Below are 24,398 nucleotides of genomic sequence, written 5' to 3'. Positions count from 1 at the left end.
CGCGCCGGTGAACCGTACGGGCCCGCCCCTGGCCGACGACTCGGCCGGGGGCGGGCCCGTTTGGCTACAGCCTTACGCAGGCAGCTGCACGCTGGCGTACTGCATGCCGTCGGTGGTCTCCACCCGGACGCTGTCGACCTGGTCCGGGTCGATCAGGGCGCTGCCGTCGAGGGTGGTGCCGTCGGCCGCCCCCTTCTCGGACACCAGCCAGCTACCGGCCAGCACGCTGCTGCCGTCCTTGCCGACGACGAGCAGGCGGCAGCGCGCCCCCTGGGGGACCCCGGAGACCGCGGCGTTGACCCGCACCCAACCCGCTGCCGGGGTCACGGCGACGGTGATCCGGGCACCGGTGGTCGGGTCGGACGCGCTGGCGTACCGGGTGTTCGGCTCGGCGGCGGTCACCGAGGTGGACGGCCCCGGCTGCGCCTCGATGTTCGGGGCGTCGCCGGTGGCACGGCCGAGGACGACGCCGCCGGAGACGGCTGCGGCGATGACGATCGCCGCGGCGGTGCTCATCATCACGCCCCGGCGCTGGCGCCCCCCGGTCGATTCCCTCCGGACCTGCCGCAAGGTGCGCTGCAACATCAGGTCCCCGCCCTCCGGCGGGCCGTCGAGCAGCATCGCGTCCGGCACCGCTTGCAGCGCCATCGTCCATTCCTGGAGCGATTCGACCTCGGTCCGGCACTCCGCGCAGCCCGCCAGGTGTTCCTCTACCTGCCGGACCTGCTCCTCGTCGAGCGCGCCCATCAGATAGCCGCCGATGTCCATGTGGTCACCGGCCGGCATCGAGCTGTCGGATTTCATGAGGCAGACCGTTCCACCCCGGTTGGGCGTCCCGCGACATCGCGCAACGCCCGGAGTGCGTAGTAGGAGCGTGACTTGACCGTGCCCGGCGGGATACCCAGCGCCTTTGCGGCCTCCGCGACTGTACTCCCGAGTAGGTATACCTGTTCAAGTACCTCGCGGTGCTCACGCGAGAGGTGGTTGAGGGCGTCCATGACGACCATCGACGTGACCACCTGGTCGGCATGGTCACGCTCGATCGCGACGTCCGTCGGGCTTTCCGGGACCTCGGTCGGCCGCGCCTTACGGGCGCGCACCGTGTCAGTGACGATGTTGCGTACCACGGTGAGCAGCCACCCCCGTACGGAACCCTTGCCGTTGACGAGGCTGTCGGGGTGCCGCCACGCTCGTACCAACGCCTCCTGGACGACGTCCTCCGCGGCCGCGCGGTCCCGGGTCAACTGAGTCGCGTACGCGAGCATCGCCCGCCCGTGCTCCTCGTACAGGGATCGGACCAAGGCCTCGTCTGCTACTGCCTGCCGACGAACGGGCCTCAACCCCGCCATACGTACCACCCTCTGTTGGCCCCACGACGCCGGTTTCCACCGGTGCCCACAGGTCACCAGGATGCCTGCCGCGTTCCTCTTTGACGGAGATCGCGGACGAATGTGTATTTCTGCTCACGTTGTTGCGCCGTCAAATACCTTGGCCGGCGGGCGCGGCGGCCTTGGCGCCGTCCGGGGCCACCACGAACCAGAGCCCGTCGGTGCCCTGCCCGGAGATCTGTCCCGGCACCTTGTCCTCCGCGAAGCGGTAGACCGGCCAGCCGCCCACCGTCACCTGCTGACTGCCGTCGGCACGGGCCACGGCGCCGAGTTTGGCGGGGTCGAGGTTATCGAACTTGATCTTCTCGTTGGCCAGCACCGGCAGCCACTCCAGGAGACAGCCTTCCGTGCAGTTCGATCGGGATGGCGACGAGCTGTCCCGGTCGAACCGGTAGAGAGTGAAGCCCTGCCCGTCGAGCACGATCGGACCGAGCTCCGGGTTCTCACCGAGCTGCACCGACGCCGGCCAGTATCCGCCGTCGGGGCTGCGCTGCCCCAGGTCGTTCCGCGGATCGCCGCCCTCCGGCTGCTGCGCCGCACCGGTCTCCGGCAGCTGGGTGCCGCCGCCGGCGTCCGGCTGGGGTAGGGCGACCGGGTTGGTCACCGTGGTGGTGCACCCGGTCACGACCAGCGTCACGGCCAGAGCCAGGGAGCCGAGCAGCGTACGGGGTATCAGTGCCTTCATCGCCACACCAATCGATCGACGGGTTCGGACAGGAGAGGGCCGGTCAGCCGCGAAGGCCCGGAACGAGCCGGCCGCGCGGCGTGGGGCGGTCGAGCTGGAGCCCGAGCACGCCGACGTCGAGCGACCCGTCCGAACCGGCCTCGAACCGCCAGGCGGCGTTCGGTGCGTCGCCGACGACCAGTACCGCCGCCGTGCTGCCCGAGACGGCCGCCAGGGCGCCGAGACGTTCCAGCTCGGCCGGCGGGACCGGGGCGGTCACCACCACCAGGCGGTCACGCAGCACCCCGCCCTGCTGAGCGGCGTCCACGCCGTCATCGGACGGCGGTAGAACCGTCTGCAAATCGAGGGTGGCCCGGACCCGCTCCGGGGCCGGCCACGGCGGAGGTGGCGGACCGACCACGTTGATCGCCACGGACGCGGCTGCGGGATGACGGCCGATCTCGTCGATGAACGCCCCGGCGATGCGCATCCCGGCGTCCCGGTCCCCGGTGAGCGCGACGATGCCCGGCGCGCGTCCCAGGTTGACGACGGCCAGTTCGCCCCCGACCGTCCCGACGGTGGCGAGCAGTGGCAACTCCGTGGTGTCGTCGGGGTTCTGGTCGAGCTGCCAGCTCGGCGCCTCCCAGATCGCACCCTGCTGCCGCGCCTGCCACGGAGACGGAGCCTCCGGCAGCGCCGGTGCCAGTCGCAGCGACACCCGGTCCGGGCCGATCAGCGCCGCGTACACCTGGGCCTGCGCGGCCTCGGCGGCGAGCTGCCGCAACGCGCGGTCCAGGACCGCCCGAGAGCCCGGCGCCGGTGCCGGTTGCGCGGGTCCGGCGGTGCGGCGGCGCCGGCTCAGCAGGATCGGCACCAGTACGACGGCGGCCAGCACCAGGAGCGTGCCCACACCGAGCAACACCGCGGTGATCGGCCGGAGACCGAGGATCTGGGTTTCGCCTTCCTCGGCCTGTGGCGCCGGTTGCGCCGCGCCCGGTGCGGTCGGCTGCGGCCGGTCGGCCCCCGGCGCGTCCGGCTGCTGGCCGGCGGGCTGCTGCCCGTTCGGCGGGGCAGCCGTCGGCGGGGTGCCGATCCGGATCTCGCCGGACGTCGCGCCCTTGGGAAGGACGAAGACCCAGCCGGCCCGGATCGACTGCGACGGCTCGGTCAGCGCGAGACCGTCCGGCTGCGTCCGGCCCTTGTTGAGTTCGAAGAGTTCCGGCCAGCGCTTGCTGTCCCCGAGCACCCGGTCGGCGACCCCGGGGAGAGTCAAGTCACTCTCCGTGCCGGGTTGTCCCGGCACCACCCAGTACGGCACGGCCGGCTCCACGGCGCTCGCCGTACCCGCGGCCAGCGGTAGCACCAGGATCACCAGCGCGGCGGCGACGGCGAGCAACCCGCCTCGCGCCGGCCTGGGCGACCGGCGTAACGCGGCGTGGAGCAGCCTACGCATGAAGTACCTCACTCACAGCGTTGTCGTGACATGGACGGACGGGCCGGCGGCCGGGGCCCCGGCACGACCCGAACACGTAACCCGGCCCGATCAGGTTCAGTGCCGACCTTGGATCGGCGGCCCGTTCCCGGGCCCGTCCGGGTCGACGGCATCTTGGACGGCAAGACGTCTGGCCGCTCTCGATGTCGTTCGGCCCGGTCCGTCTCCTGGTCGTCCCGCCGTGGGTGCGGCGTCCGGCGGTCAGGTCAGGTCGGACGCGGGAAGCCGAAGCTCCAGCGCGCTGCCCGGGTTGAGCACCAGGTACCGGTCACCCATGGAGGCGCTGAGGTCCTGGAGCGGCAGCCGCTCCCAGTACTGCCAGTCCGCCGGGTCGGGCAGGTACCGGTCCGAGGTGAACGCGTGCACCACCGGCCGGTCCAGGCCCGCGTCCAGGTCGGCGATGCCGACCCCCGGCAGATGGGGTACGAAGACCATTGCCTCGCGCAATGCGTTGCGGACCTGGTCCTCGCCACCCAGGCCGGTCAACAACAACTGCAACGCACTCTCCGCCTCGTTCGCCGGGGCCGGGAACCCGAGCGCGGCCGGGGTCGGCTGGTAGTTCGGGTTCCGCTGGAACTCGTCGCCGATCTCGCCCCGCTCGTCCACCCGGAACGCCCCGATGACCGCCCAGCCGGGCACATCCTCGGCCCCCTCGAAGGCCGGATCGACCGCGTAGATCCAGCTGCCCGGGGCCTGCCTCGCCTGCTGGCGCAGCTGGTCGGTCACCGTGGGGACTGGCACTGTCGTCACCATCGATGTCATCTCCTTGCCTGAATCGGATCCTGCTCGCTGGCCCGCCGAGGTCCCGTCAACTGCTCGTACCGCTGCCGGACGGCCCGGGCACCGGGCTCGGCGGACGGTAGTTGGGGTTCAACACCTGCTTCGACATGTCCAGCCCGTGCGCCGTGTTGCCCTGTGGCACATTGATGCGCAGGTCATCCACCATCTTCTTCCGGTCGCTCGGATCGCGGAGCTGGATGTTCTCGACGTTGTAGTGGCCCTTGACTTCGATCGCCCGGATGATGTGTTCGGGAGGAATGCGATCGAACGCCGCCCACTCGTCCTGATATTTCATGAGACTCGAGGTCCCGCCCTGAGACTGCACGTGCACCATGGGGAGCCTTGAGGTGTCGACCTCGTAGATCCAACCTTGGCGTCCGGGGAAGTCGCGCCCGGTCTTGTCTTTGGCAATGGGGAGCCGAGGATCCGGGCGGACGAACTGCAGACCGACGTGCAGATTGCCGGTGGTGGAGACGAATCCGCTGGTGTCTCCCGTGTTGTGCTGGTGGGCTCCCACGTTGTAATGCGTCGAAGGCGCCGGCTTGCCGGTATTCACGGCCTTCAACTTGGCGATCTCGGAGGAGGAGAGCAGGCCCGAATTGAAGATCACATCTGGTCCCACCTGATCCGAGCCGTGGTAGGTGATGGCGGGCTTGTTCGGGTTGGTGACGTAGGAATCCAGGCTGGGCGGCCCGGATTTGACGTCGGGCGTCGGGGACGGCGTCCGGTTCGGCGAACCCGCGGTGTCGGGCAGGTTCCGAGCGTCGGTACCCCCGCCCGGAGAGCCCGGGGTCTTGCTCGACGAGCCGGCGGTGCAGGCCAGGCCGAGCGGATCGGCTGCCGCGTACGGGTTGGGTACGTAGCCGGCCGGATCCGGCGCCGGTGCGAGGCCGAGCGGGTCCTGGCTGACGTACCGGCCGCTGATCGGGTCGTAGTAGCGGTACACGTTGTAGTGCAGACCGGTCTCCGGATCCAGGTACTGCCCGGGGAAGCGCAGCGGGATCACGCCCGGCGCGTCGGCCGTCGACGCACCCCACAGGCTGGCGTCGTTGCGCCACGCCGATCGGCCGTCGGCGTCGACGAGGTCGGTGGGCGTGCCGACCAGGTCGGTGACGATCGCGTAGAAACGCTCGGCGACCTCGTCCCGCTCGTCCCGGACCGTCTGAGCCACCGGGCGCTGCTCGTCCGGGTGGTACTCCCAGGTGGTCACCCGGGTGCGGCCGTGCTCGTCGGTGTGTGCCTGCTCGATCAGCAGTGACCCGTCCCAGACGAAGTCCACCTGCTCGACCGGGGCCGGGTCGTCGCCGTCGGCGAACCGCTGCTTGGCGATCCGCCGACCCAGCGGGTCGTAGCGGTAACGCCAGCGGTCGCCGTCCGGCGTCCGCACCCCGACCAGCCGGTCGTGGGCGTCCCATTCGAAGTGCCACGTGCGGTCCCCGCCGGCCGGGTCGGTGAGCGTCCGGCTGACCATCCGGCCCTGCGCGTCGTACCGGTAGCGGACCCCGCCCGCCTCGGTGACCAGGCTGCCGTCGTAGCGCAGCTCCCCGGCGTACGGCAGGCCGGACACCCGGGCCGACGTCAGGTTGCCGGTCGCGTCGTACCGGTAGTCCTCGACCCGGCCCGCGCCCCGGACGGCGAGCACCCGGCCCGCCTCGTCCAGGGTGAAGTCGACCCGGCCGGTGACGTCCTCGTCGATGCCGGCGAGCAGGCCGTCGGCCCGGTAGTCGAACCGGCGCTGCCGCAGGCCGGGCAGCACCTGTGCGGCGAGCTGCCGGTCGGTGCCGAACCTCTGCTCGAGCACCACCCGGCCGTCGAGGCTGCGCCGCAGCTCCCGGCCCTGCCCGTCGTGCCGGAATCCGAGCGTGTGCCCGGCGGTGACCAACGAATCGAGGTTGCCGAACCTGTCGTACGCCCAGACGCTCTCCGACCCGTTGGGGGTGCGGCGGTGCCGAGCGCCGGTGCGGTCGTCGTAGCGGAACGAGAGGGTACGGCCGTTGGTGGTGTGCGCCACGACGCGCCCGGCCTCGTCGCGCTCGATCACCAGCTCGGCGTCGGCGTTCTCGGCCGCCACCAGCCGACCGACCGCGTCGTAGCGGTACCGGGTGGTGCCGGACACGGTCCGGCGCTCGACCACGTTACCCAGCAGATCGTGCTCGTACTCGGTCGCCTCGCCCAGCCCGTTGGTCGACCGGATCAGCTGACCGGCCGCGTCGTAGTCGTACCGCCGTACCCGGCCGTTGAAGTCGACCTCCTCGACCAGCCGGCCCGCCGGGTCGTAGGTGTAGCGCCACTCCAGCCCGCGAGGATCGGTGACCCGGATCAGCCGCAGCTCGGCGTCGTAGTCGTAGCTGGTCCGGGCGCCGGTGGCGTCCACGGTGGCCAGTACCAGGTCGAACGGGCCGTACTCGGTGCGGGTCACGTGGCCCGCGGCGTCGACCCGCTCGATCGGGTTGCCCTCGTCGTCGTAGCGCACCCGTTCGAGCCGGCCGCGTGCGTCGACCCGGTGGACCCGCCTTCCCGCGAGCGCGGCGTCCCGGACCGGGTCGTCCGCGCGCAGCCGGTCGTAGTCGAACGGCTCGGCGACCCCGACCTGGCCGCCGGCCGGGTCCGGGGTGGTGGGATAGCTGCGGGTCACCGTCAGGTCCCGGTCCCGCACCGCGATCGTCGTGGCCATGGCGTCGCGGCCGCCCGTGACCTGCGCCTCGGTGCCGTCCGCGCGGATGACCGTACGCAGCCGGCCGTCGGCGTCGTACTCGTAACGGGTGGTCCGGCCCAGCGGGTCGACCCGCGCCAGCAGCTGGTTGTACCGGCCCCACTCGTACCGGGTCGTGTTGCCCAGCGGGTCGGTCTCGCTCGCCACGTGCCGCAGCTCGTCCAGCCGGTAGACGGTCTTGTTGCCGAGCGAGTCGGTGTACGTCGTGGTCCGCTGTTCGAAGTCGTAGGCCAGGGTGCCGTTGAGGAACCCGTCCGCACCCTCGGTACGCACACAGCGCCCGGCGGCGTCGTACGTGTACCGGTACTCGACACCATTGCGGTCGCGCCAATCCGTCACCCGGCCGGCGTGGTCGTACCCGAACCGCATCGGCTGACCGGAGCCGTTGTCGACCTCCATGAGCCGGCCCTGCTCGTCGTAGCGGTACCCGGTGATCAGCGTCGTGGGCCGCCCACCCGGATCCGTCCGGTGCAGGGCGGTGATCCGGTTGCCCGAGGTGGTGACGGCGACCCACTGCCCGTCCGCGTGCCGCAGCGCGACCGGCGCGTGCCGCGCGTCCCTCGCGACCTCCAGCCGGTTGCCGTTCCGGTCGGCGACGAGCGCGAGCCGGCCGACGGCCCCGGAGATCAGGAAGAAGGTGCTCCGGCCGGCCAGCGGGTCGGTCACGACGGCCGTGCCGTCCCCGTGCACGGTCAGCGGCCAGCGCGGCCCCTCCTCGGGGAGGACCGCCTCACCGGCCGGTGCCGGCGGGTAGACCAGGATCGTGCCGTCCGGGGCGAAGTAGCACACCCCCAGCGCGTCGAACTCGAGGCGCTGGTCGAGGGTCGAGGCCCAGCTCGGCCCGAACCAGCCGCCCGCCCGGTACGACGAGAGGTGGGTCCGCTCCAGCACCAGCGGGAACGGGTCGGGCAACTCCAGGTCGATCTGGGAGAGCACCATCTCCCCGGTGGCGACGTCGATCGGGTCCGTGACGCACTTGCGTACGTCGATCGACAGTGAGGTGTCCCCTGGAACGGGTGGACGGTTGGCGCCCGCGCCCTTACCGGGCAGCCCACCGCCGATCGTCTTACCCCCGCCACCGTCCAGGCCTCGCGTGGCTCCCTTGATGCCGTCTCCCGCCAGGCCGAGGGCCTTGCCGCCCTTGCCGACGAACTTCAGCACCAGCGCGCCGGCCCGGCCGCCCGGGATGAGGCCGAGGGCCAGACCGCCGGCGGCCAGACCGATCTCGGCCGGGTCACCGCCGAGCATGGCCGACGCGAGGTCGATGGCGCCGGAGAGCAGACCGATCGCCTCGCCGAGCGGCGGGAAGATGAACGACGCGATCACCGAGATCACGTCCAGGATGGTGGTGATCCACTGGATCACGGTGCTGCGCAGGAAGTCGATGAACGCCCGGAACGCCTCGGCGATCTTCTCCCAGAGCGACCGCTGCGGGGCGTCCTTCGCCAACTGCCGGAGCGTCTCGGCGGCCGAGCGGGCGGCCTGGTCGCGCAGGGCGGTCGCCTGACCGATCAGCGACTTCGCCTGGTCCAGCGCCTGCCGGGCCTCGTCGGCGCGGTTCTGGGCGGCCGTGGCGTCGTCGGCTGCCTTGTCCTTCGCTGCCTGGGCGGCCTCCGGATCGCCGCCCAGTGCGGTGATCGCCGCCTGCGCCGCCGACACCGCCGCCTGCGCGGCACCCTGGTCTCCGGACGCCTGCCGGGCCTGCTCCAGGGCCTGCAGCGACATCCTCTGCGCCTCTTCGAGAGACGGCAGGTAGCGCAGGTACGCATCGGCCGCCGAGGCGTAGGAGTTGGCCATCCCGTCCAGCCGCCCGGGCAGCTTGCCGATCAGGTCACGGAAGGCTTCCATCGCCTTGCCCTGGCCGACGTCGATCTGGCTGCCGGAGGCGAGCAGGTCGTGCGCCTCCTGGGTGGACCTGGCCAATTCCTGGTAGGCCCGGGTTATCTCCTCGAAGGACTCCGGATCACCAGGAACCGGGTCGGAGTCGAGCTGCAACACCGACCACTCGGCGTCACCTGGACGCGTCATGACCAACCTCCCCTATCTCACGCTCGGCATCCCGCCGCCCGCTCCCACTGGTGAGCCGGACGGGCGGGTGTCGGCCGATCCGAACACGTACTCAGGACCGAACGGGTTCACGCGGGCTCGGATCGGTGGCCGGCTCCGGGCCTGTTCCCACGGATGGATCCGGGCGAAGTCATTCCGTTCCGGTGACGGCCTCGCGCAACGCGTCGGCGAACAGCCGCATCGAGGCGGGACCGCCCGGATTGAGCAGCACGTCCACGCCCTCGGGCAGCAGCTCCACCAACTCGGCGCTACTGACCTGCCGCCAACCCGCTGCTTCCACCCGACGTTGGTCCGCCGCACCCGTGGCGACCAGCACGCACGGCGCCCCGTCAGGGGCGGGCGCCACGATGACGGCGTCCTCGTCGTCGACCGCGACCTCGGCCAGACTGTCCCGCATCGCGAGCAGCACCAGGTCCGGGTCGGCACGCCCTGCCACGGCCAGCTTCGCGGCCGCGTCGACCGGTCCGGTCGGCGCGTCCGGTCCGCTGGGCAGGTAGAGCGGGTTGGGCTCGAACGGGCCGACTGTTCCGTCGTCGTCGACGAGCCAACCACCGACGATCGACTCCACCGGCGGTACCGCCCCGGACCGGTCGTCGGTCTCCGGTGGCGGCGACCAGTCACTGTCCAGCAACAGCATCCACTTACGGTCGGAACCGTTGTCGTCCTGTTCGCTCACGTGCCAACTCCTTACGGGAATCGATTCGACGAATCTGAGCGGGTACTCGACCTCGATCAGGCCGTTGTGTGGCCGGGCGCGCATGGTCGGTGGCGCTCGTTCGCCGCCCGGTGTCCGCCTGCCTGTCTGCCGGTTGCCGGCCGTGCCCCGGGACGCCTACCTGCTAAAGTCGGGCAACGGGTCGCCGAAGTCCAAGGGGGGCAGCTGCGGCGGAGTGCTTGCCGGAGGAGGAGACGGGTGGCCGCCTCCGGAAGAGACCAGCGGACGGAACTCGCCCTTGTTGGAGACCGCGATGGTGGCGAAATCCGCGCCGGGGAAGCCGACGTCGCCACGGAAATCCTTCGGCCGGGTGGTCCACACGGTGTCGGTCGCCGCGTAGATCTGCCGGTCGTTGCCGAGGTCCTGCATCACCTTGCTGAACTCCGGGGCGACCTTGCCGTCCTTCGCCCCGAAACTGCAGGCGATCATGGTGATCGAACTGTCCGGGTTGGCCCCGGCCGCATCCTTGAACACCGTGTTGTGGTGCATGATCTTGGCAAAATCGCCACCCGAGACGTTGACGATCTTCCCGTTCTTCAACTGCAGCCCGACGTCCTTGGCGCTGCTGTGCGCCATGACGAACATCGGGTCGCTCGCCTCGCCGGCCCACGGCGCGCGGCGGAGCTGGTCGAACTCGAAGTCCGGCCGCGGCTGACCGAGCTTCCCACCCACCGCCTCGGTCGGCCGCTCCCCCGGCACGCTCTTGAAGACCGCCCGCCCGTCCGGGGCCAGATCCGGACCGTTGTACCGGCCGGTGGAGATGTTGGTATTCACGCTCGCCCACTCGGCGCGGCTCTTGCTGTCGCCGGCGCTCAACGGGAAACTCACGCCGATCTGCTTGCCGTCACCGTTCAACACCGGTTCGGCGCGGACGTCGTCGACGTTGAAGCGTGTCTTCATGCCCCAGCGGTTCTTGCCGACGATGGTGTTCTCGTCCACCGGTTTGGGCTTGGGCTTGAACCGGGCCGCCAGGTCGCCCAGGTTCTTCCCGCCGGCCGTGAACACGCCCTTGATCGTCTTGCCGGGGCCGTAGCTCGTCGCGCCTGTGTCGAGGTTCTTGGTGCCGGTGGTGGTTGGCACGTCGGTGAGTTGTTTGGTGCCGGTCTTGATGCCGTCTTTGATCGAGCCCTTGAGGGCAAACTTCATGATTTTGCCGACGAGGCGGCCGCCGGGCACGAGTCCGAGTGCCAGTCCGCCTGCGGCGAGCCCGATCTCGGCGGGGTTTCCGCTGAGGATGGCCGCGCCGAGTTCGATCGCGCCGGACAGGAACCCGATCGCCTCACCCAGGGGCGGAAAGATGAAGAAGGCGATGGTGGACAGCACGTCGAGAATAGTGGTGATCCACTCGATGACGGTGCTGCGGAGGAACTCGATGAACGCGTGGAACGCTTCCGCGATCTTCTCCCAGAGGGATCGCTGAGGGGCGTCCTTGGCCAGTTGCCGCAACGTTTCAGCGGCGGTTCGGGCAGCCTGATCGCGTAGCGCGGTCGCCTGGCCGAGCAGGGATTTCGCCTGGTCGAGGGCTTGGCGGGCGTCGTCGGTGCGGCGTTGGGCGGCGGCGAGGTCGTCGTCGGCTTTGTCCTTGGCGTCCTTGGCGGCGTCGGTGTCGCCGGTGAGGGCGGTGAGCGCGGCCTGTGCCGAGGAGAGTGCGGCCTGTGCTGCGCCCTGGTCGCCGGAGGCCTGCCGGGCCTGCTCCAGGGCGCGCAGCGACATGGTCTGCGCCTCTTCGAGGGAGGGCAGGTAGCGCAGGTATGCGTCGGCGGCTGTCGCGTAGGAGTGGGCCATCCGGTCGAGTCGGGGCGGCAGTTTGCCGATCAGGTCCTTGAAGGCCTCCATGGCCTTGCCCTGGCCGACGTCGATCTGACCGCCCGAGGCGAGCAGGTCGTGCGCCTCCTGGGTGGTGCGAGCCAACTCCTGATAGGCGCGAGTGATCTCCTCAAAGGACTCCGGATCACCCGGCACCGGATCCGAGTCGAGTTCCAACACCGACCACTCGGCCGCTCCTGGACGCGCCATGACCAACCTCCCCCATCGCATCACCTGGACATCCCGCATCCGATCGGGTGTCGGGAGCCGGCTCGAACACGTAGCGGAGGCGAGATCGGTTCACGCGGTCTGAACCGCTACGGCCGGCCGTCCGTGTACCGCGCAGAGCCGTTCAGGGCTCCCGGAGGAAGAGCGGAGATGAGCGAGCGGATGGTCAGGCTCGGTGTGCTGCTGCCTCGTCACGGCAGGAAACGCAGCGGGGGTGCCGCCATGAGCAGGCGGAGCGGACGCGGCACGGGAGCGTCGGGATGAGCGTGATCGACGTACCCGGTGTGGAGCTGGAGCGGGTGCACGACCTGCTGCAGCGCACCAAGGATCTGATGGACAGCGCACCGATCAAGTCCATGGGACACGTGGTCGACACGCTCGGGCAGCGGGAGCTGGAGAAGGCCGCTCACGAGTTCGAGAAGAAGTGGGGCGACGGCCGGCACGTCGTGGCGAAGGACCTCGAAGGCGTACGCGACGCCGCGAAGGCGGTGGCCGACGCGTTCCGCGAGACGGACGAGCAGACGGTCAACGCATTGAAGGACTCGGACGAGGCGACGAGTTGACCAGCGAGGGAGTCAGCACAATGACCGGCGCGACAGCCATCTCCCCGACCCCGACCGGTTTCCTGCTGCGTACGCCGGAGGACTGGGTCGACTTCTCGGTCGCCGACGAGGCGAGCGAGAACCGGATGGCGAACGAGGTGTGGACGCGGGCCCACGACGGCGGGTTCACCGACGAGCAGGCGAGCCAGTACGCCGAGCAGCTACGCCGCTCGGTGCGGCAGGCCCGCATCGCGGGAGCGGTGCACGCCGCCGGCACGTTCCAGGTCTACGAGGACGGTCCGCTCACCGCGACGGTGCTGGTCTCGGTGGTCACGCCACCGGCGACCGGTGACATCCTCGGCGCGCTCACCGCGGTCGGGCAGCCGGCTCGAGCCGACGGAACCTGGCGTCGGGTGAGCACGGCACAGATTCCCGCGATCGGCACGGTCGGCCGCGTGCACGGCATCCAGAACGTGACCCAGGACGGGGTGGGCTTCCGCTGCGCCGTGATGCACACGGTCGTACCGCTGCCGGGCTCGGCGAACGTACTGCTGGTCACCGGTTCGAGCCCGAACCTCGCGGAGGCGGAGGAGCTCTTCGAGCTCTTCGCCACGATCACCGCGACGTTGACTTTCACCTGGGAGGAGGACGGCCCCGCGCTCACGCCGCCGGGCGCCTCCTCCGGTGGAGCCGGTAGCTAGGGGGTAGCTGCCGGCTTCGTGTCGGGGGGACACCGGGGGCGGTGTCCCCCCGACCTTTTCAGCTACGGATACGCCGGCAGGTCACACCCGTCAGGGCATGACCTGCCGGCGTGTGCGTGATGGTTACGCCGGCTCGCTGACCGGGGATCCGGCGTCCGCCGGAAGTGACCGCAGCGCGGCGGGTTCGGTCCGGGGCACCTGCACCAGGTGCACCTTGCCGTCGCCGAAGTGGGCGAGCACCCGGCCCGGCCGTCCGCCGCCGAGCTGGCCGCGGGAGAGCTTGACGCCGATCAGTTCCCCGTCGCCGAGGCCCTGCGGGCTGAGCAGTCCGCCCTGCCGGTTGCGCCGGGCGTCGACGTGCCAGCCGCCGAAGCCGCCGGAGAGCCCGTCGATGGAACCCGCCATGATCAGCCCCAGGCCCTTCTCCGCCCCGGTCCGCGCGATCTCTCCGAGGTCGCTGCCAGCGTCGCACTTGAGCAGCTGCTCGGCGTCGTCGAGGACGACCACGGCCGGTCCGGTCCGCCCGTCCAGCGCCGCCGCGAGTCCCGCGGAGGTGAAGTTCTCGCTCGTCACGAGATCGAGCACCCCGGGCAGGCCGGCCAGTTCCCGCAGTGGCGACCGGCGGGGCGCCGCGATCACCACGGGCGTTCCCTTCGCCAACAGGCCGGCGACCATCGTGAGCAGCGTCGTGCTCCGGCCCGAACGCGGCGGCCCGGCCAGGACGAAGGTGGGGATGTTCTCCAGGTCCGGACCGATCGCTGTGAGCTCGTCGCCGCCCACCCCGACCATCGTCCAGAGCGGGCTGGTCGGCCGCGTCAGCGTCAAGGCCTCCGCCAGGGTCAGCTCGTCCGGCAGCACGTCGATCCGGAACGGGCGGGCGGCGTCGGCGAGATCGGCGTCCCGCAGCCGGGCCGCCTCGGCGATCTCGGCGAGCGCCCGGGCCTGCCCCTGACCGGAGCTGTCCTCCGCGAGCAGGGCGATCTGCGCCTCCGCGCTGTCGGCCGCCCGGATCGCCCGGCCCGCCTCGATCTCGTCGGGCAGCTGCCGGTAGTTGATGCCGACCATGCTGTAGTCACTGCGTTCGGTCAGCCGGAGCACCAGCTTGTCGTCGGTGGTCGACGAGATCCGGGTGGAGAACATGCTCCGGTCACCGGCCAGCACCACGTGGATCCCGGCCCCGGCACCCTCCCGCAGCAGGGTGAGGAGAGCCGCCATGATGTTGCCGTTGTCGTAGTCGGCGAAGGTCTTGTCGAAGACCTCGAACCGGTCGAGCAGCAGCAGGATGTGGGGCGGACGGTCCGCCTCGGCCGCCCCGGCGCGGTACTCCACCAGGCTCGCCGAACCGGTGGAGGCGAGCAGCTGTTGCCGCCGTCCCAGCTCGGCGACCAGGCGGACGAACAGCCGGCCGAGCCGTTCGGCTTCCGTACGCTGCACCACCGCACCGCAGTGCGGCAGGTCGTTGAGGGCGAGCAGGGCACCGTTGCCGCAATCGACGCCGTAGAGGTGAACGTCCGCCGCGGAGTGCGTACGGGCCACCGTCCCGGCGATCGTCCGCAACGTCTGCGACCGGCCGCTGCGCGACGAACCGATCACGTGCAGGTGCCCCAGCGTCCCCAGGTCCAGTTCCAGCGGCACCTGATCCTGCTGCGCCGGCAGGTCCACCAGGCCGTACGCCACCGGAGGCAGGTGGTAGCCGCTGCCGCGGGCGGCGGGAAGCGCGTCCACGGTCAAGGTGTCCGGCAACGCCGCCAGCCACGGACTGTGCTGCGGCGGGATGGCCAGCTGCACGCTCGCGCCCCGGATCGCCTCCACCAGCACGGCGAGGTCGGTCAGCTCCGCGGACGGTTCGGCGTTGCCGCCGCCGGGACGCGTCGGGGCGGACTTGCCGAGGTCGGGCCAGGAGAGCGGCGCCAGCCACGGCACCTGCCGGGTGCTCGTGCGAGCCCCCGGACGGAACCCGCCGACCCGTCCGGCCTGGAACGGCACCAGCGACGACTGCGCGAGACGTACGAAGGCCCGGCCGGGCGTCGACTTGGAGATCGAGGCCGCGTCCGGGGCGTTGAGCACGTCCTGGCTCTCGCTGCTGTCGGTGACCCGCAGCGCGATCCGCAGGTTGGTGTTCGCCCGGATCTCGGGCGACACGACGCCCCCCGGACGCTGCGTGGCCAGCACCAGGTGGATGCCGAGCGATCGACCCCGCTGGGCGATGTTGACCAGACCGGTCACGAAGTCCGGCAGGTCGCGGATCATCGAGGCGAACTCGTCGATCACGATCAGCAGTCGGGGCATCGGGGTCCGGGTCGGCTCGCGGCGCAGCAGGTCGACGTAGTCGTCGATGTCCTTCGCCCCCGCCTCGGCGAGGATGTGTTCCCGTCGCTTCAGCTCCGCGGTGAGCGAGGTCAGCGCCCGGCTCACCAGATGGGTGTCGAGGTCGGTGACCATGCCGACGGTGTGCGGCAGCAGGACGCAGTCCTTGAACGCGCTGCCGCCCTTGTAGTCCACCAGCACGAAGGTCATGGCGTCCGGCCGGTTGGCGACGGCGAGCGAGGCGACCAGCGTCTGCAACAACTCGGACTTGCCGGAGCCGGTGGTGCCGGCCACCAGGGCGTGCGGCCCGTCCCGCTTGAGGTCCAGGGCGAACGGCCCGTCCAGCGAGATGCCGAGGACGGCCTCGGTGGTGCGCCCCCCGGTGGTCCACCGGGCCGCCACCGCGTCCGCTTCCGGCGGCTCCATGCCCAGTACGTCGAGCAGCCGGCTCGCGTCCGGCAGGGCGCCGCCGTCGTCCGATCCGCCGGTGTCGCGCAGCGGCGCGAGCGCACGGGCGACCGTACGCAGCCAGTCCAGGGAGATCAGGTCCGGGTGGACACCCGAGACCGGGGCGGCGAGCGTCCGGGTCACCAGCAACGTCCCGTCGGGCTGCTCGGCGACGACCGCCTGGCACTCCTCAGGCAGGAGCTTCTCCTCCGCGTCGATGCAGATCGCGTGCACACCGACCGACGGCCCTTCCCGCAGGATCTGCGTCACGCCGGGTAGGGAACGCAGCCGGCGCGCCCCGTCCAACACCACGAGGACGTCGCGGAAGCCACCGTCGGCCCGCTCGCCGGACCGGGCCGAGATGAGGGCGACCAGCTCGGCCACCCGCCGCGCCACGGTCTGCGTGTCGGCACCGACGGTGGCGAGAGTGTCCTGGCCGTCGCGTGGCACCGCGTGCGGCAGCCAACCGGCCCACGACCAGCCCTCCTCGTCGGCGGCCCCGGAGAGCAGATAGATCTGCAGGTCCTCGGGGCTGTGCAGGGTGGCCGCCTGCGCCACCAGCCAGCGGGCCGTGGTGCGGGCGACCGGGCCGCCGGCGACGCCGACCACGCCGTGCTGGCGCACCGGCACGGTCGCCGGCACGTCGAGCGCGCTCCACCGGATCTCCCGGCGGTGTTCGTCCTGGCTCGGATCCCGGAGCACCACCTCGGACGGGAGGTCGGCGCTGCCGACCCGCAGCTCCAGGAAGTCGGGGTCGGTGCGGCGCCGCTCCCAGAGTCGGCGCTGCGGTCCCACCGCGATCAGCCGTACCGCCGCCGGGTCGGGGAAGTTGTCCCGCCGGGCCAGCCGCTCGGCCGTCAGGGCCTCCTGCGCGTCGGTGGTGATCCGCTTCTTCTTGGCCTCGTACTCGGCGACCCGGGTGCGGTAGGTGACCTTCCCCTGCCGGCGGGCACCGACCTGGCTGGCGATCAACGCGATCGGCGACAGGACGGCGAAGAGCAGGGTCAGTGGATTCCGCGTGACCAGGTAGGCGGCCCCGGACACCACCAGCGGAGCCAGCACGGTGATCAACGCGATCGGTCGCCGGTCGGGTGGTGACGGCGGTCCCGGCAGGGAGAACTGGGTGGTCCGGGCCGCGGGCAGCAGCCGCGGTGGCCGGTTGTAGTCCAGGCCGGTGCGGTCCTCGGAGATCTGTAGTGCGGCCTCCGCGCGTACCGGCCGGCGCAGCTCCAGCATGGAAGAACCCACGGCGAGCTGCCCGCCGGGCGCCCACACCTGCTCGCCCTCGACTTCCACCCGGTCGAGCAGCATTCCGGTCTGCGCCGGTCGCAGCCGGCACTCACCGTCCGGGGTGACCCGGATCCACGCCATCACGGCGGCGAGGGAGGAGTCGCTGAGGCGAACCCGGCTGGTGCTCGCGGCGCCGATCGAGTGCTCGCCGATGTCGAGCTGGTGGACGCTACCGGCGTCGGTTCCGCTGACCACCCGTACCTCCAGCAGGCCGGGCGGTTGCGTGGGGGCCTCGGGGACGGGGCGGTCCAGGCCGAGCACGGTGCCCTGACGCAGGGGCGCCTCGGCGAGAGTGAGCCGCGGGTCCAACGGCGCTCCGGCGACGAAGACGGTCGGAGGCGTGTCACCGGGCACCGGGCGACGCGCGGCCAGCGCCTCGGCGAGTTCACCGACGGTGTTCTCGGGGCTGGCGTCGACCTGGTAGTCGGTGACGGCGGTGGACGGATCCGCAACGGTGAGCAACAGACGCACGTGGTTCTCCTGGTCGGATGGTCCGTCAGAACAAAACGTCGGGGCCGCGCGGTGATCTGCTCACCACGCGGCCCCGACGCCGTCCGGTCGTCAGCGGCTGAGGCTGTTCGCGGTCTGCGTGTCGGTGTCCGAGAAGGCGTCGCTGACCTGCGTGAGGTACTGGCTGATGCCCTCCATGCCGTGCAGGGTCTGGTCCACGCTGCCCTTGTACTCCTCGAAGTACGGGCCGAACTGCTGCTGCGCGCCCGGGGTGTTGTAGCCGCCCTGGATCAGGGTGTCGATCTTGCTCTTGGCCTGGGTCATCCCGTCGAGCAGCGTCTGCATGTTCTGCTTCAGCCAGCTCGCCGACTCCTGGATGTCCTCGCTGACGATGTGGTAGGTAGCCACGTTCCCGCTCCTCGTGTCCTCGGGTCTCTCCGGCTCTCGAGGCGGTCTCTCGTGGACCGCCTTCCGCCGTTGCCGCCACCCACACGGACGGTGCCCCGAAACGGTTCAGTGGGAAGTTCGGCTTCGTGACGGGAACCTCTCTCCGCCACCCCGGTGAACCACTTAGCCGATCGCGCCGTGTGGGTGCCGGACCGCGCGTACGGGCACGGTTCTCCCCGAACACGAGGTAGAGCACAGATGTTGTTGCGCAGCCGGATCGCGCGGACCGCGATCGCACTGACCAGCCTGGCGGCCCTGGCCGCGTGTGGCGACAAGGAGGCCGGTTCCGCGGCGCCGGCCGTCGTCCCGACGGTCGACCAGCCGAGCCCGAGCGTCTCGGCGGTCGCGACGCCGGAGCGGAATCCCGAGGTGATCGAGGCTCCGACCCCGCTGCCGACGCCCACCGTGGCGAAGACCCAGCGTCGGGTGCAGATCTACAGCGGACCGGCCAACGGCCCGCTGTCGCCCGCACCGGACAAGGGACGGGGCAGCAACATCGTGCAGTTGAACGGGACCGCGTCGGCCGACATCGGCACGTACGTCGCCGACGGGAAGGGCATGACCCTCTACCGGTTCGACAAGGACACGGCGAAGCCGTCGAAGTCCAACTGCAACGGTGACTGCGCGAAGACCTGGCCGCCGCTTCTGATCAAGTCGCCCGGCCAGATCTACCCGAGCGGGATCAACCCGAAGCTGCTCGGGTACGTCGAGCGCGCCGACGGCACCTGCCAGGTGACCATCGCCGGCTGGCCGGTCTACCTCTTCAGCGGGGACAGCAAGCCGGGCGAGATCAAGGGGCAGGGCGTCGGTGGCACCTGGTTCGCGGTCAACCCGACCGGGGGCAAGACGAAGCCGTTGCCAGAGGTGATCGGCATGCCCACCACGGCTGCCACCCGCTGAACCCGGAGGAGACGACGATGACCAATCCGTACGGGGGCTCCGGAACCAGCGGCAACGGAGCGTCCCCACCCGCGCCCCGCTGGGCGCCCGCACCACCGCCGCAGTGGGGGCCGGACTCGACGGGATCAGCCGTACCCGTCGAACGCCCACGGCGCGTCTCCCCGAAGCTCGTGGTGGGTGTCGCCGGCCCGGTCGTGGTCCTGGTCGTACTGGTGGCCGTGCTCGGGCTGGTCTGGCCCGGCTTCCTCAACCGGAAGGTCTTCGACACGGCCGCGCTGCAGCAGGGGGTGCTGACGGTGCTGCGGAACGACTACCAGCTCGACGCGAACAACGTCGCCTGTCCCACGGGCCAGGCGGTCACTGTGGACAGCCGCTTCTCCTGCTCCGCCGAGGTCGCCGGCGTCCCGAAGACGATCACCGTGACGGTGAAGTCGTCCGACGGGCGGTTCGAGGTCGGTCGCCCGCAATGAGGTCACGGCGGCAGGTACGCCGGATCGACCTGCCCGGCCTGCCGGGATGCCGGCGGCCGGGCCGCAGGAACGGGGGCCGGCCGCCGGCCACCACCCTGCCGGTGGTCAGCCCTCCCGGCAGGTCTGCCCACTGTTGAGGCAGGCCACGACCTTCGCCATCAGTGGATCGGGCATCAGGTTGACGAAGAACGCATGGTCGGTCAGCGGGCTGTTGCGCTGACCGTCGAAGGCGTCGATCTGGAACCGGACTCCCGGCGGCAGGTCGTACGAGAGGGCCAGCCGCAGCCGCGGCACCGGGAAGGTGTTGCGGGGGCAGTTGCCCTCCCGGGTGGGGAACGTCAGGTGCGCGCGGTGGTTCTGGCTGTCCGTCCGCCGGCCGTCCCAGCAGCTCGGGAAGTCGTAGATCCGCAGCACCCGGTCGCCGGGCGGGCAGGCTGGATAAGCCGTGGTACGCCGTTCCGGCGTGCTGGAACAGGTCCACGTCGCCGCCGCGTGCGCGCCGCCGTTGGTGACGGCCACGGCGTCTCCGACCGTACCGGCGAGCTGCTGTGGCATCGCCACCACGTTTCCTCGCGGGTTGCCGGAGTAGGTCAGTGTCACCTCGGCCGGCAGCTGGATCTCACCGTCGTGGCCCTCGTGGCCCGTCGCGTCCGGGGCGACGGCCGGTTCCGTCCCGGCCGGCCCGACGGTGCGCAGCACCGGCCAGAAGTAGGTCGAACGGTCACCGTTGTGGCAGGTCGTCGCCGCGACCGCGAGGGTGCGCGGGGTCGAGTTGACCGCGGTGGAGACGTTGCCTACGTAGTCGTGCACGTGGTGCGCCTGGCCCGGGAAGCCTGGTGCCATCACGATGTTGGCGGTGTTGCGGTGGCCGTTCTCGTTGCGGCCACAGTCCCATGTGTAGGTGCCCGTGGCCGCACCGGGTGCGGTCGCGGGAGCGCCGAGGGCGGACGGCACGGACCTGATGTCGACGAAGTCGGGGCCGAGGAGGTTGGCCACCGGATTCCGTTCGGTGGCACCGTCGGCTTCGACCTGCTGCGCCACACCGAAGCCGAGCGCGACGAGCACCAGTTCCAGCGCCACTATCACGGCAACGGTCCGACGCCGCGTCATCGTGCTCTCGCTCATGGCCCGAAGGCTATGCGGCACGCTGATGCACCCCACTCCGGTCGCCACACCCTGTCGAGACTAGGACGGCCAGTACCGCCCGTCCTGCCGGCCGCCGCAGGTGTGATCTGGCCCTACGGCTCCGGGCTTGTGGCGGCACGCCCGGCCGGACGCGGACAGCGGCAGCAGCTTGTCGGCGGCCGTCGCCGGGTACCCCCGGTTCAGAGATCGGGTGGCTCGGTCGACTCCGCCACGGTCGCCCGGATCCGGCGAAGCGTGGCGTCCGGGGCCATCACCGCCGCTCGCCACTTCTCGAGCGTCCGGCGCAGCGACCGGACAGCGGCCTCCAGCTGACGCACCCTGCTGCGCATCGTGGCCAGCTCCTCGCGGGACGCGAGCGCCTCGCGTTCGAGCTCGCACACCCGCGCCCGTAGCGGCTGCACCAGGGTGAGTGCGGCGTCGGTCAGCGTGTCCGCGGCGTCGGCCTTGAACTTGCCCCGCTGGATGATCACCGCGACGATGGCGGCGAGCCCTCCGGCGCTACCCAGCACGCCGAGCGCGGAGAGCACAGTCTGCAGCCAATGTGGGGCAGCCGGTGGTGGCGCGCTGCTCATGCCGCCTCCCCGTTCACAAGTTCGGTGCCGATCTTCGGGTCGGTGTCGGTCGTGCGACTGGCGTGGGCCAGGAGGCGGAGGTCGAAGACGATCTGCGCGGCGCGCCAGAACGATCCGGTGGAGACGGCGAGGATGAACGAAATCGCGGCGGTCCCCGACCGGCCCGAGACCGCCGCGAGGGCCACCGCGTACATGGCGGTGATCGTGCCCAGCAACACCACCGCTGCCAGTTCGATGCCGAGGCCCGTCGCGAGCCGACCGGGCCAGATGATCCCGGAGAGACCGACCAAGCCTCCGACGATCAGACCGATTTCCCAGAGGACCTGGATCGGAGTGTCCATCGCCAACGTGACCGACGGTGGTCGAACGTCAAGCAGGATCAGCAGCAGGCCGCAGGGCGGAGCGGCCAGCAGGACGGCGACCTCGAATGGCTGCCGCCGGGAGCGGATGCGGTTGTGCGGCACGAGTACTCCTCGGGCGACTCTGCCGCGTCCATTCGGCGGTGCACCGGCCGGCAGGGCGGCGACTGGCTGGGGGTGCCCTCGCGGCTGCGCGACCCGGGTGGAAGCCCGATGAACGGGCGGCATCAAGTGGGACACGACGCGGCGCCGTTGACGGGCCGATAGTCAAGTGGTATCACTGGCCGAAGTTCTCGTCCACCCCACACCGAGTCGTATTTCCGCAGGTCAGGAGCGGGGTGGTGGCAACTGCCGGTCGTGTCGAGGTGCCGACCGCCCCCGCACGCGAGGCGTACGGGGGACGGTCGACGAAGTGTCGAGGCCAGACGATGACCTGGCCGCTCCGGTGCCCGGGCCGTCGCGGGTCAGCCGTTGGTGGCCAAGGCCCGTCCGGCCCGCTCGGCCCGGCGGCGCATCCGGGTGTACGCGCTGGTAAGACCCATCGCCCGGCGTACCTCGCCCACCGTCTGGCGCACCTCGCGACGGGTCCGTTCGGTGCCCTCGAAGATCAGCTGGTCGACCAGGCCGCGGTCGTCCTCGATCCGCGCCCGGCGCTCCCGGATCGGGTCGAGAAAGTGGTTCAACGTGTCGGCCAGCTTCTCCTTGACCTCGACGTCACCGACCCGCCCGGCGCGGTAGCGCTCCTTCAGCTCCGCCACCTGCGCCAGATCCGGGTTGAACACGTCGTGGTACGCGAAGACCGGGTTTCCCTCGACCGTCCCGGGCACGTCGGCGCGTATCCGGTTCGGGTCGGTGTACATGCCCATCACCTTGCGCCGCACCGCGGCCGCGTCGTCGGAGAGCAGGATCGTGTTGCCCCGGCTCTTGCTCATCTTGGCCGCCCCGTCCGTGCCGACGAGGGAGGGCGTGTCCGCCTGGATCAGCTCCGGGACCGGGAACACGGTCCCGTAGAGCCCGTTGAACCGTCGAGCGATCTCCCGGGTCACCTCGACGTGGGCGGCGTTGTCCTTGCCGACCGGTACGACCTGCCCCTTCACGCAGAGGATGTCGGCGGCCTGGAGCACCGGATAGCCGAGCAGCCCGTACGGCATCTCCTCCTTGCCCGAGTCGCGGGCCATGTCCTTGAGTGACGGCACCCGCTCCAGCCGGGGCACGGTGACCAGGTTCTGCAACAGCGTGTTCAGGTCGCCGACCTCGGGGATCGCGGACTGGAGGTAGAACGTCGCCCGGGCCGGGTCGACGCCGGCGGCGAGGACGTCGGTGACCATCTCGCGGGCGTTGTCGGCCACCTGCTGAATGTCCTCGCGAGTGTTCTTCGTGGTGAGCATGTGCAGGTCGGCGACGATGAAGAAGCTCTCGTACCGCTGGTGCAGCCGTACGCGGTTCGCGATGCTGCCGACGTAGTGGCCGAGGTGCAGTCGCCCGGTCGGGCGGTCCCCGGTGAGCATCCGTGGAACGGACATGGTGGTACGCCTTTCGTGCCTGGGAAGAGTGGGTTCATACGCGGGCGCGCCGGTCGCGGCGAGGTTCGCCGGACCGGTCAGCGGGATCGGGTCAGTGCGCCGTCCGCCATCGCGCGCCGTCGCGGAACCGCAGTCCGCCGGCACGAAGGACATCGAGGGTCTGCTCGCGGCCGTCGCCGCGCTCGACCGGGCCGGTGGGTACGCCGAGCGGGAGGTCGTCGGTGCGGGTGACGACCTCCGGCGTGCGGACACTCGGCCGGGGCATGGGCTCACCGTACACCGGGATGATCTCGCGGTATCGAAAGCGCGCTATTTAGGTGTGCCCGGCACGATCCACCGTGGCGGAGGCCCGCCGATCGAGGATCCTGAGCGCCAGGGCGCCGCTGGCATACTGGGGTGCCATGGTGCTTTCGCGTAGCTGGTCCCTCTTCCTGACAGGGGTCGGTGTCTGGATGTGGGTGATCTGGCCGAGGTTCGCCGTGGCGATCTGGGACGACCCCAGGGCGTGGTCCAGCGGTACGTCCGCGCAGGGGTCGCCCACCGCCTTCTTCTGGGTGCACGCACTCCTGATCGGGGGCTCGCTGGCCATCGGCACCGCCGTGGGTGTGCTCGGCATCCGCGCCTGGCTCGCAGCCCGTCGGCGTACCTCCTGACGCGGGGCATGCCGTCGAGCCGTCCGCAGGGTGCGAGTTGTGGCTCCGCCGGCCCCGCTCAGCCGCCCCTCCGGGGCATCGTTCACCCGGCGGTTACCTGGTCCAGGCTGGACGTGCTGCGGACCGGACCCCTCTGACCAGGGAAGATAGTTCGGCGAAGATCATGTGACGCGGACCGCCGCCCCCCGATTTGACGATCAAACCCGGGGACGCGTAACTTTCTCTCTGCCAGCGCGGAACGGGGCAAACGGGACGAAAGCCCGGAGGCCCGGAACCGAGATGGCATCGGGCTCGGAGCGGTCACAGACCACTTCGGGACCGATCCGGGCGGTGCCCCGGATTCGCCGCGAGGCGGATTTGGTGAGGCGAAACCGACCGGGTAAGGTTGACGACCGGCAGGGCACCGGGCGAGCTCGCGGGAGACCGCAGCGGCCGGCCTGCCGAATCCGACGATCAAGCTCAGCGGCTTGCTGCTGCGTGCGATCGCCGGTGCCAACCCGCACGAAGCACGACAGACCGGGACAGACCGGTTTGACACGGCGGAGACGGTGAGGTAACGTAGTAAAAGTGCCCGGCGCGGGAGCGGCGGGATGCGGAGCGAAATGCCCCGGATGATGGGCCCTTTTGGTGGGGTTTGTCGGATGGTGTGTGGTTGTTCTTTGAGAACTCAACAGGGTGCTTGATAAGCCAGTGCCAAATTGATTTATTACCCCGGACTGGTTGGCCTCTTTTTGGGGG

General features: G+C 70.8%; 20 protein-coding genes. 5 read left to right on the top strand and 15 right to left on the bottom strand.

From position 1 onward, the window contains the following. Positions 1 to 72: 72 nt before the first annotated feature. From AB0F98_RS08865 to AB0F98_RS08830, 8 genes are all read right to left on the bottom strand, one after another. Positions 73 to 804 (bottom strand): zf-HC2 domain-containing protein, encoded by a 732-nt coding sequence (locus tag AB0F98_RS08865; RefSeq protein ID WP_357731031.1) that lies wholly within the window; start codon positions 802 to 804, stop codon positions 73 to 75. Beyond that, positions 801 to 1,349, bottom strand: coding sequence for a sigma-70 family RNA polymerase sigma factor (locus AB0F98_RS08860; RefSeq protein ID WP_357731026.1), 549 nt, complete (start codon positions 1,347 to 1,349; stop codon positions 801 to 803). The genes AB0F98_RS08865 and AB0F98_RS08860 overlap by 4 nt, the downstream gene beginning before the upstream one ends. Positions 1,350 to 1,479: 130 nt before the next feature. Next, entirely contained in the window at positions 1,480 to 2,073 is a 594-nt protein-coding gene (locus AB0F98_RS08855; protein WP_357731023.1) for a hypothetical protein, read from the bottom strand. Positions 2,074 to 2,116: 43 nt separating this feature from the next. Next, positions 2,117 to 3,505: a hypothetical protein gene (locus tag AB0F98_RS08850; protein WP_357731020.1), complete on the bottom strand. Its 1,389-nt coding sequence runs from the start codon at positions 3,503 to 3,505 to the stop codon at positions 2,117 to 2,119. Between the two features lie 240 nt (positions 3,506 to 3,745). Beyond that, complete coding sequence (locus AB0F98_RS08845) at positions 3,746 to 4,297, bottom strand: type VII secretion system-associated protein (protein ID WP_357731017.1); 552 nt, start codon at positions 4,295 to 4,297, stop codon at positions 3,746 to 3,748. Between the two features lie 55 nt (positions 4,298 to 4,352). Further along, on the bottom strand, positions 4,353 to 9,065 hold the full coding sequence (locus tag AB0F98_RS08840; RefSeq protein WP_357731014.1) for a DUF6531 domain-containing protein: 4,713 nt from the start codon (positions 9,063 to 9,065) through the stop codon (positions 4,353 to 4,355). Positions 9,066 to 9,234: 169 nt separating this feature from the next. Then, a complete protein-coding gene (locus AB0F98_RS08835; protein ID WP_357731011.1) occupies positions 9,235 to 9,780 on the bottom strand; it encodes a type VII secretion system-associated protein in 546 nt (181 codons plus the stop codon). Between the two features lie 156 nt (positions 9,781 to 9,936). Then, complete coding sequence (locus tag AB0F98_RS08830; protein ID WP_357731008.1) at positions 9,937 to 11,835, bottom strand: putative T7SS-secreted protein; 1,899 nt, start codon at positions 11,833 to 11,835, stop codon at positions 9,937 to 9,939. Between the two features lie 278 nt (positions 11,836 to 12,113). Between AB0F98_RS08830 and AB0F98_RS08825 the strand changes: the two genes are divergently transcribed. Beyond that, the gene (locus tag AB0F98_RS08825; protein ID WP_355142702.1) at positions 12,114 to 12,416 is read left to right on the top strand and encodes a hypothetical protein; all 303 of its coding nucleotides are present in this window, start codon (positions 12,114 to 12,116) and stop codon (positions 12,414 to 12,416) included. Between the two features lie 20 nt (positions 12,417 to 12,436). After that, positions 12,437 to 13,096 carry a hypothetical protein gene (locus AB0F98_RS08820; protein ID WP_357731003.1) on the top strand — a complete coding sequence of 220 codons (660 nt, stop codon included), beginning with the start codon at positions 12,437 to 12,439 and terminating at the stop codon, positions 13,094 to 13,096. A gap of 123 nt (positions 13,097 to 13,219) precedes the next feature. Here AB0F98_RS08820 and AB0F98_RS08815 read toward each other — a convergent pair whose 3' ends face one another. Then, complete coding sequence (locus tag AB0F98_RS08815) at positions 13,220 to 17,611, bottom strand: FtsK/SpoIIIE domain-containing protein (protein ID WP_357731000.1); 4,392 nt, start codon at positions 17,609 to 17,611, stop codon at positions 13,220 to 13,222. 90 nt (positions 17,612 to 17,701) lie between these two features. Continuing rightward, the gene (locus AB0F98_RS08810; RefSeq protein WP_132350682.1) at positions 17,702 to 17,998 is read right to left on the bottom strand and encodes a WXG100 family type VII secretion target; all 297 of its coding nucleotides are present in this window, start codon (positions 17,996 to 17,998) and stop codon (positions 17,702 to 17,704) included. A gap of 237 nt (positions 17,999 to 18,235) precedes the next feature. On the opposite strand from AB0F98_RS08810, the gene AB0F98_RS08805 reads away from it, so the two are divergent. Both AB0F98_RS08805 and AB0F98_RS08800 read left to right on the top strand, forming a co-directional pair. After that, positions 18,236 to 18,937 (top strand): hypothetical protein, encoded by a 702-nt coding sequence (locus AB0F98_RS08805; RefSeq protein ID WP_357730996.1) that lies wholly within the window; start codon positions 18,236 to 18,238, stop codon positions 18,935 to 18,937. A 17-nt stretch (positions 18,938 to 18,954) separates the two neighbouring features. Beyond that, complete coding sequence (locus AB0F98_RS08800; RefSeq protein ID WP_357730993.1) at positions 18,955 to 19,407, top strand: DUF4333 domain-containing protein; 453 nt, start codon at positions 18,955 to 18,957, stop codon at positions 19,405 to 19,407. Between the two features lie 105 nt (positions 19,408 to 19,512). Here AB0F98_RS08800 and AB0F98_RS08795 read toward each other — a convergent pair whose 3' ends face one another. The 5 genes from AB0F98_RS08795 to AB0F98_RS08775 all read right to left on the bottom strand — a co-directional run bounded on the left by AB0F98_RS08795 (position 19,513) and on the right by AB0F98_RS08775 (position 23,272). Then, positions 19,513 to 20,532, bottom strand: a complete 1,020-nt coding sequence (locus AB0F98_RS08795) for a DUF1996 domain-containing protein (RefSeq protein WP_357730989.1) — start codon at positions 20,530 to 20,532, stop codon at positions 19,513 to 19,515. 200 nt (positions 20,533 to 20,732) lie between these two features. Then, positions 20,733 to 21,125 carry a hypothetical protein gene (locus tag AB0F98_RS08790; RefSeq protein ID WP_357730986.1) on the bottom strand — a complete coding sequence of 131 codons (393 nt, stop codon included), beginning with the start codon at positions 21,123 to 21,125 and terminating at the stop codon, positions 20,733 to 20,735. After that, the gene (locus tag AB0F98_RS08785) at positions 21,122 to 21,589 is read right to left on the bottom strand and encodes a hypothetical protein (RefSeq protein ID WP_357730983.1); all 468 of its coding nucleotides are present in this window, start codon (positions 21,587 to 21,589) and stop codon (positions 21,122 to 21,124) included. The genes AB0F98_RS08790 and AB0F98_RS08785 overlap by 4 nt, the downstream gene beginning before the upstream one ends. Before the next feature lie 359 nt (positions 21,590 to 21,948). Continuing rightward, positions 21,949 to 23,007, bottom strand: coding sequence for a tryptophan--tRNA ligase (gene trpS / locus AB0F98_RS08780; RefSeq protein ID WP_357730980.1), 1,059 nt, complete (start codon positions 23,005 to 23,007; stop codon positions 21,949 to 21,951). A gap of 91 nt (positions 23,008 to 23,098) precedes the next feature. Next, positions 23,099 to 23,272, bottom strand: coding sequence for a hypothetical protein (locus AB0F98_RS08775; RefSeq protein WP_357730977.1), 174 nt, complete (start codon positions 23,270 to 23,272; stop codon positions 23,099 to 23,101). A gap of 136 nt (positions 23,273 to 23,408) precedes the next feature. On the opposite strand from AB0F98_RS08775, the gene AB0F98_RS08770 reads away from it, so the two are divergent. Further along, positions 23,409 to 23,660 carry a hypothetical protein gene (locus tag AB0F98_RS08770; protein WP_357730974.1) on the top strand — a complete coding sequence of 84 codons (252 nt, stop codon included), beginning with the start codon at positions 23,409 to 23,411 and terminating at the stop codon, positions 23,658 to 23,660. Positions 23,661 to 24,398 lie beyond the last annotated feature (738 nt).

The sequence above is a fragment of the Micromonospora sp. NPDC023737 genome (assembly GCF_040639715.1).
Lineage (GTDB): Bacteria > Actinomycetota > Actinomycetes > Mycobacteriales > Micromonosporaceae > Micromonospora.
Note: the sequence above shows the minus strand (reverse complement) of the source record. Positions and strands in the feature narration are given on the sequence as shown.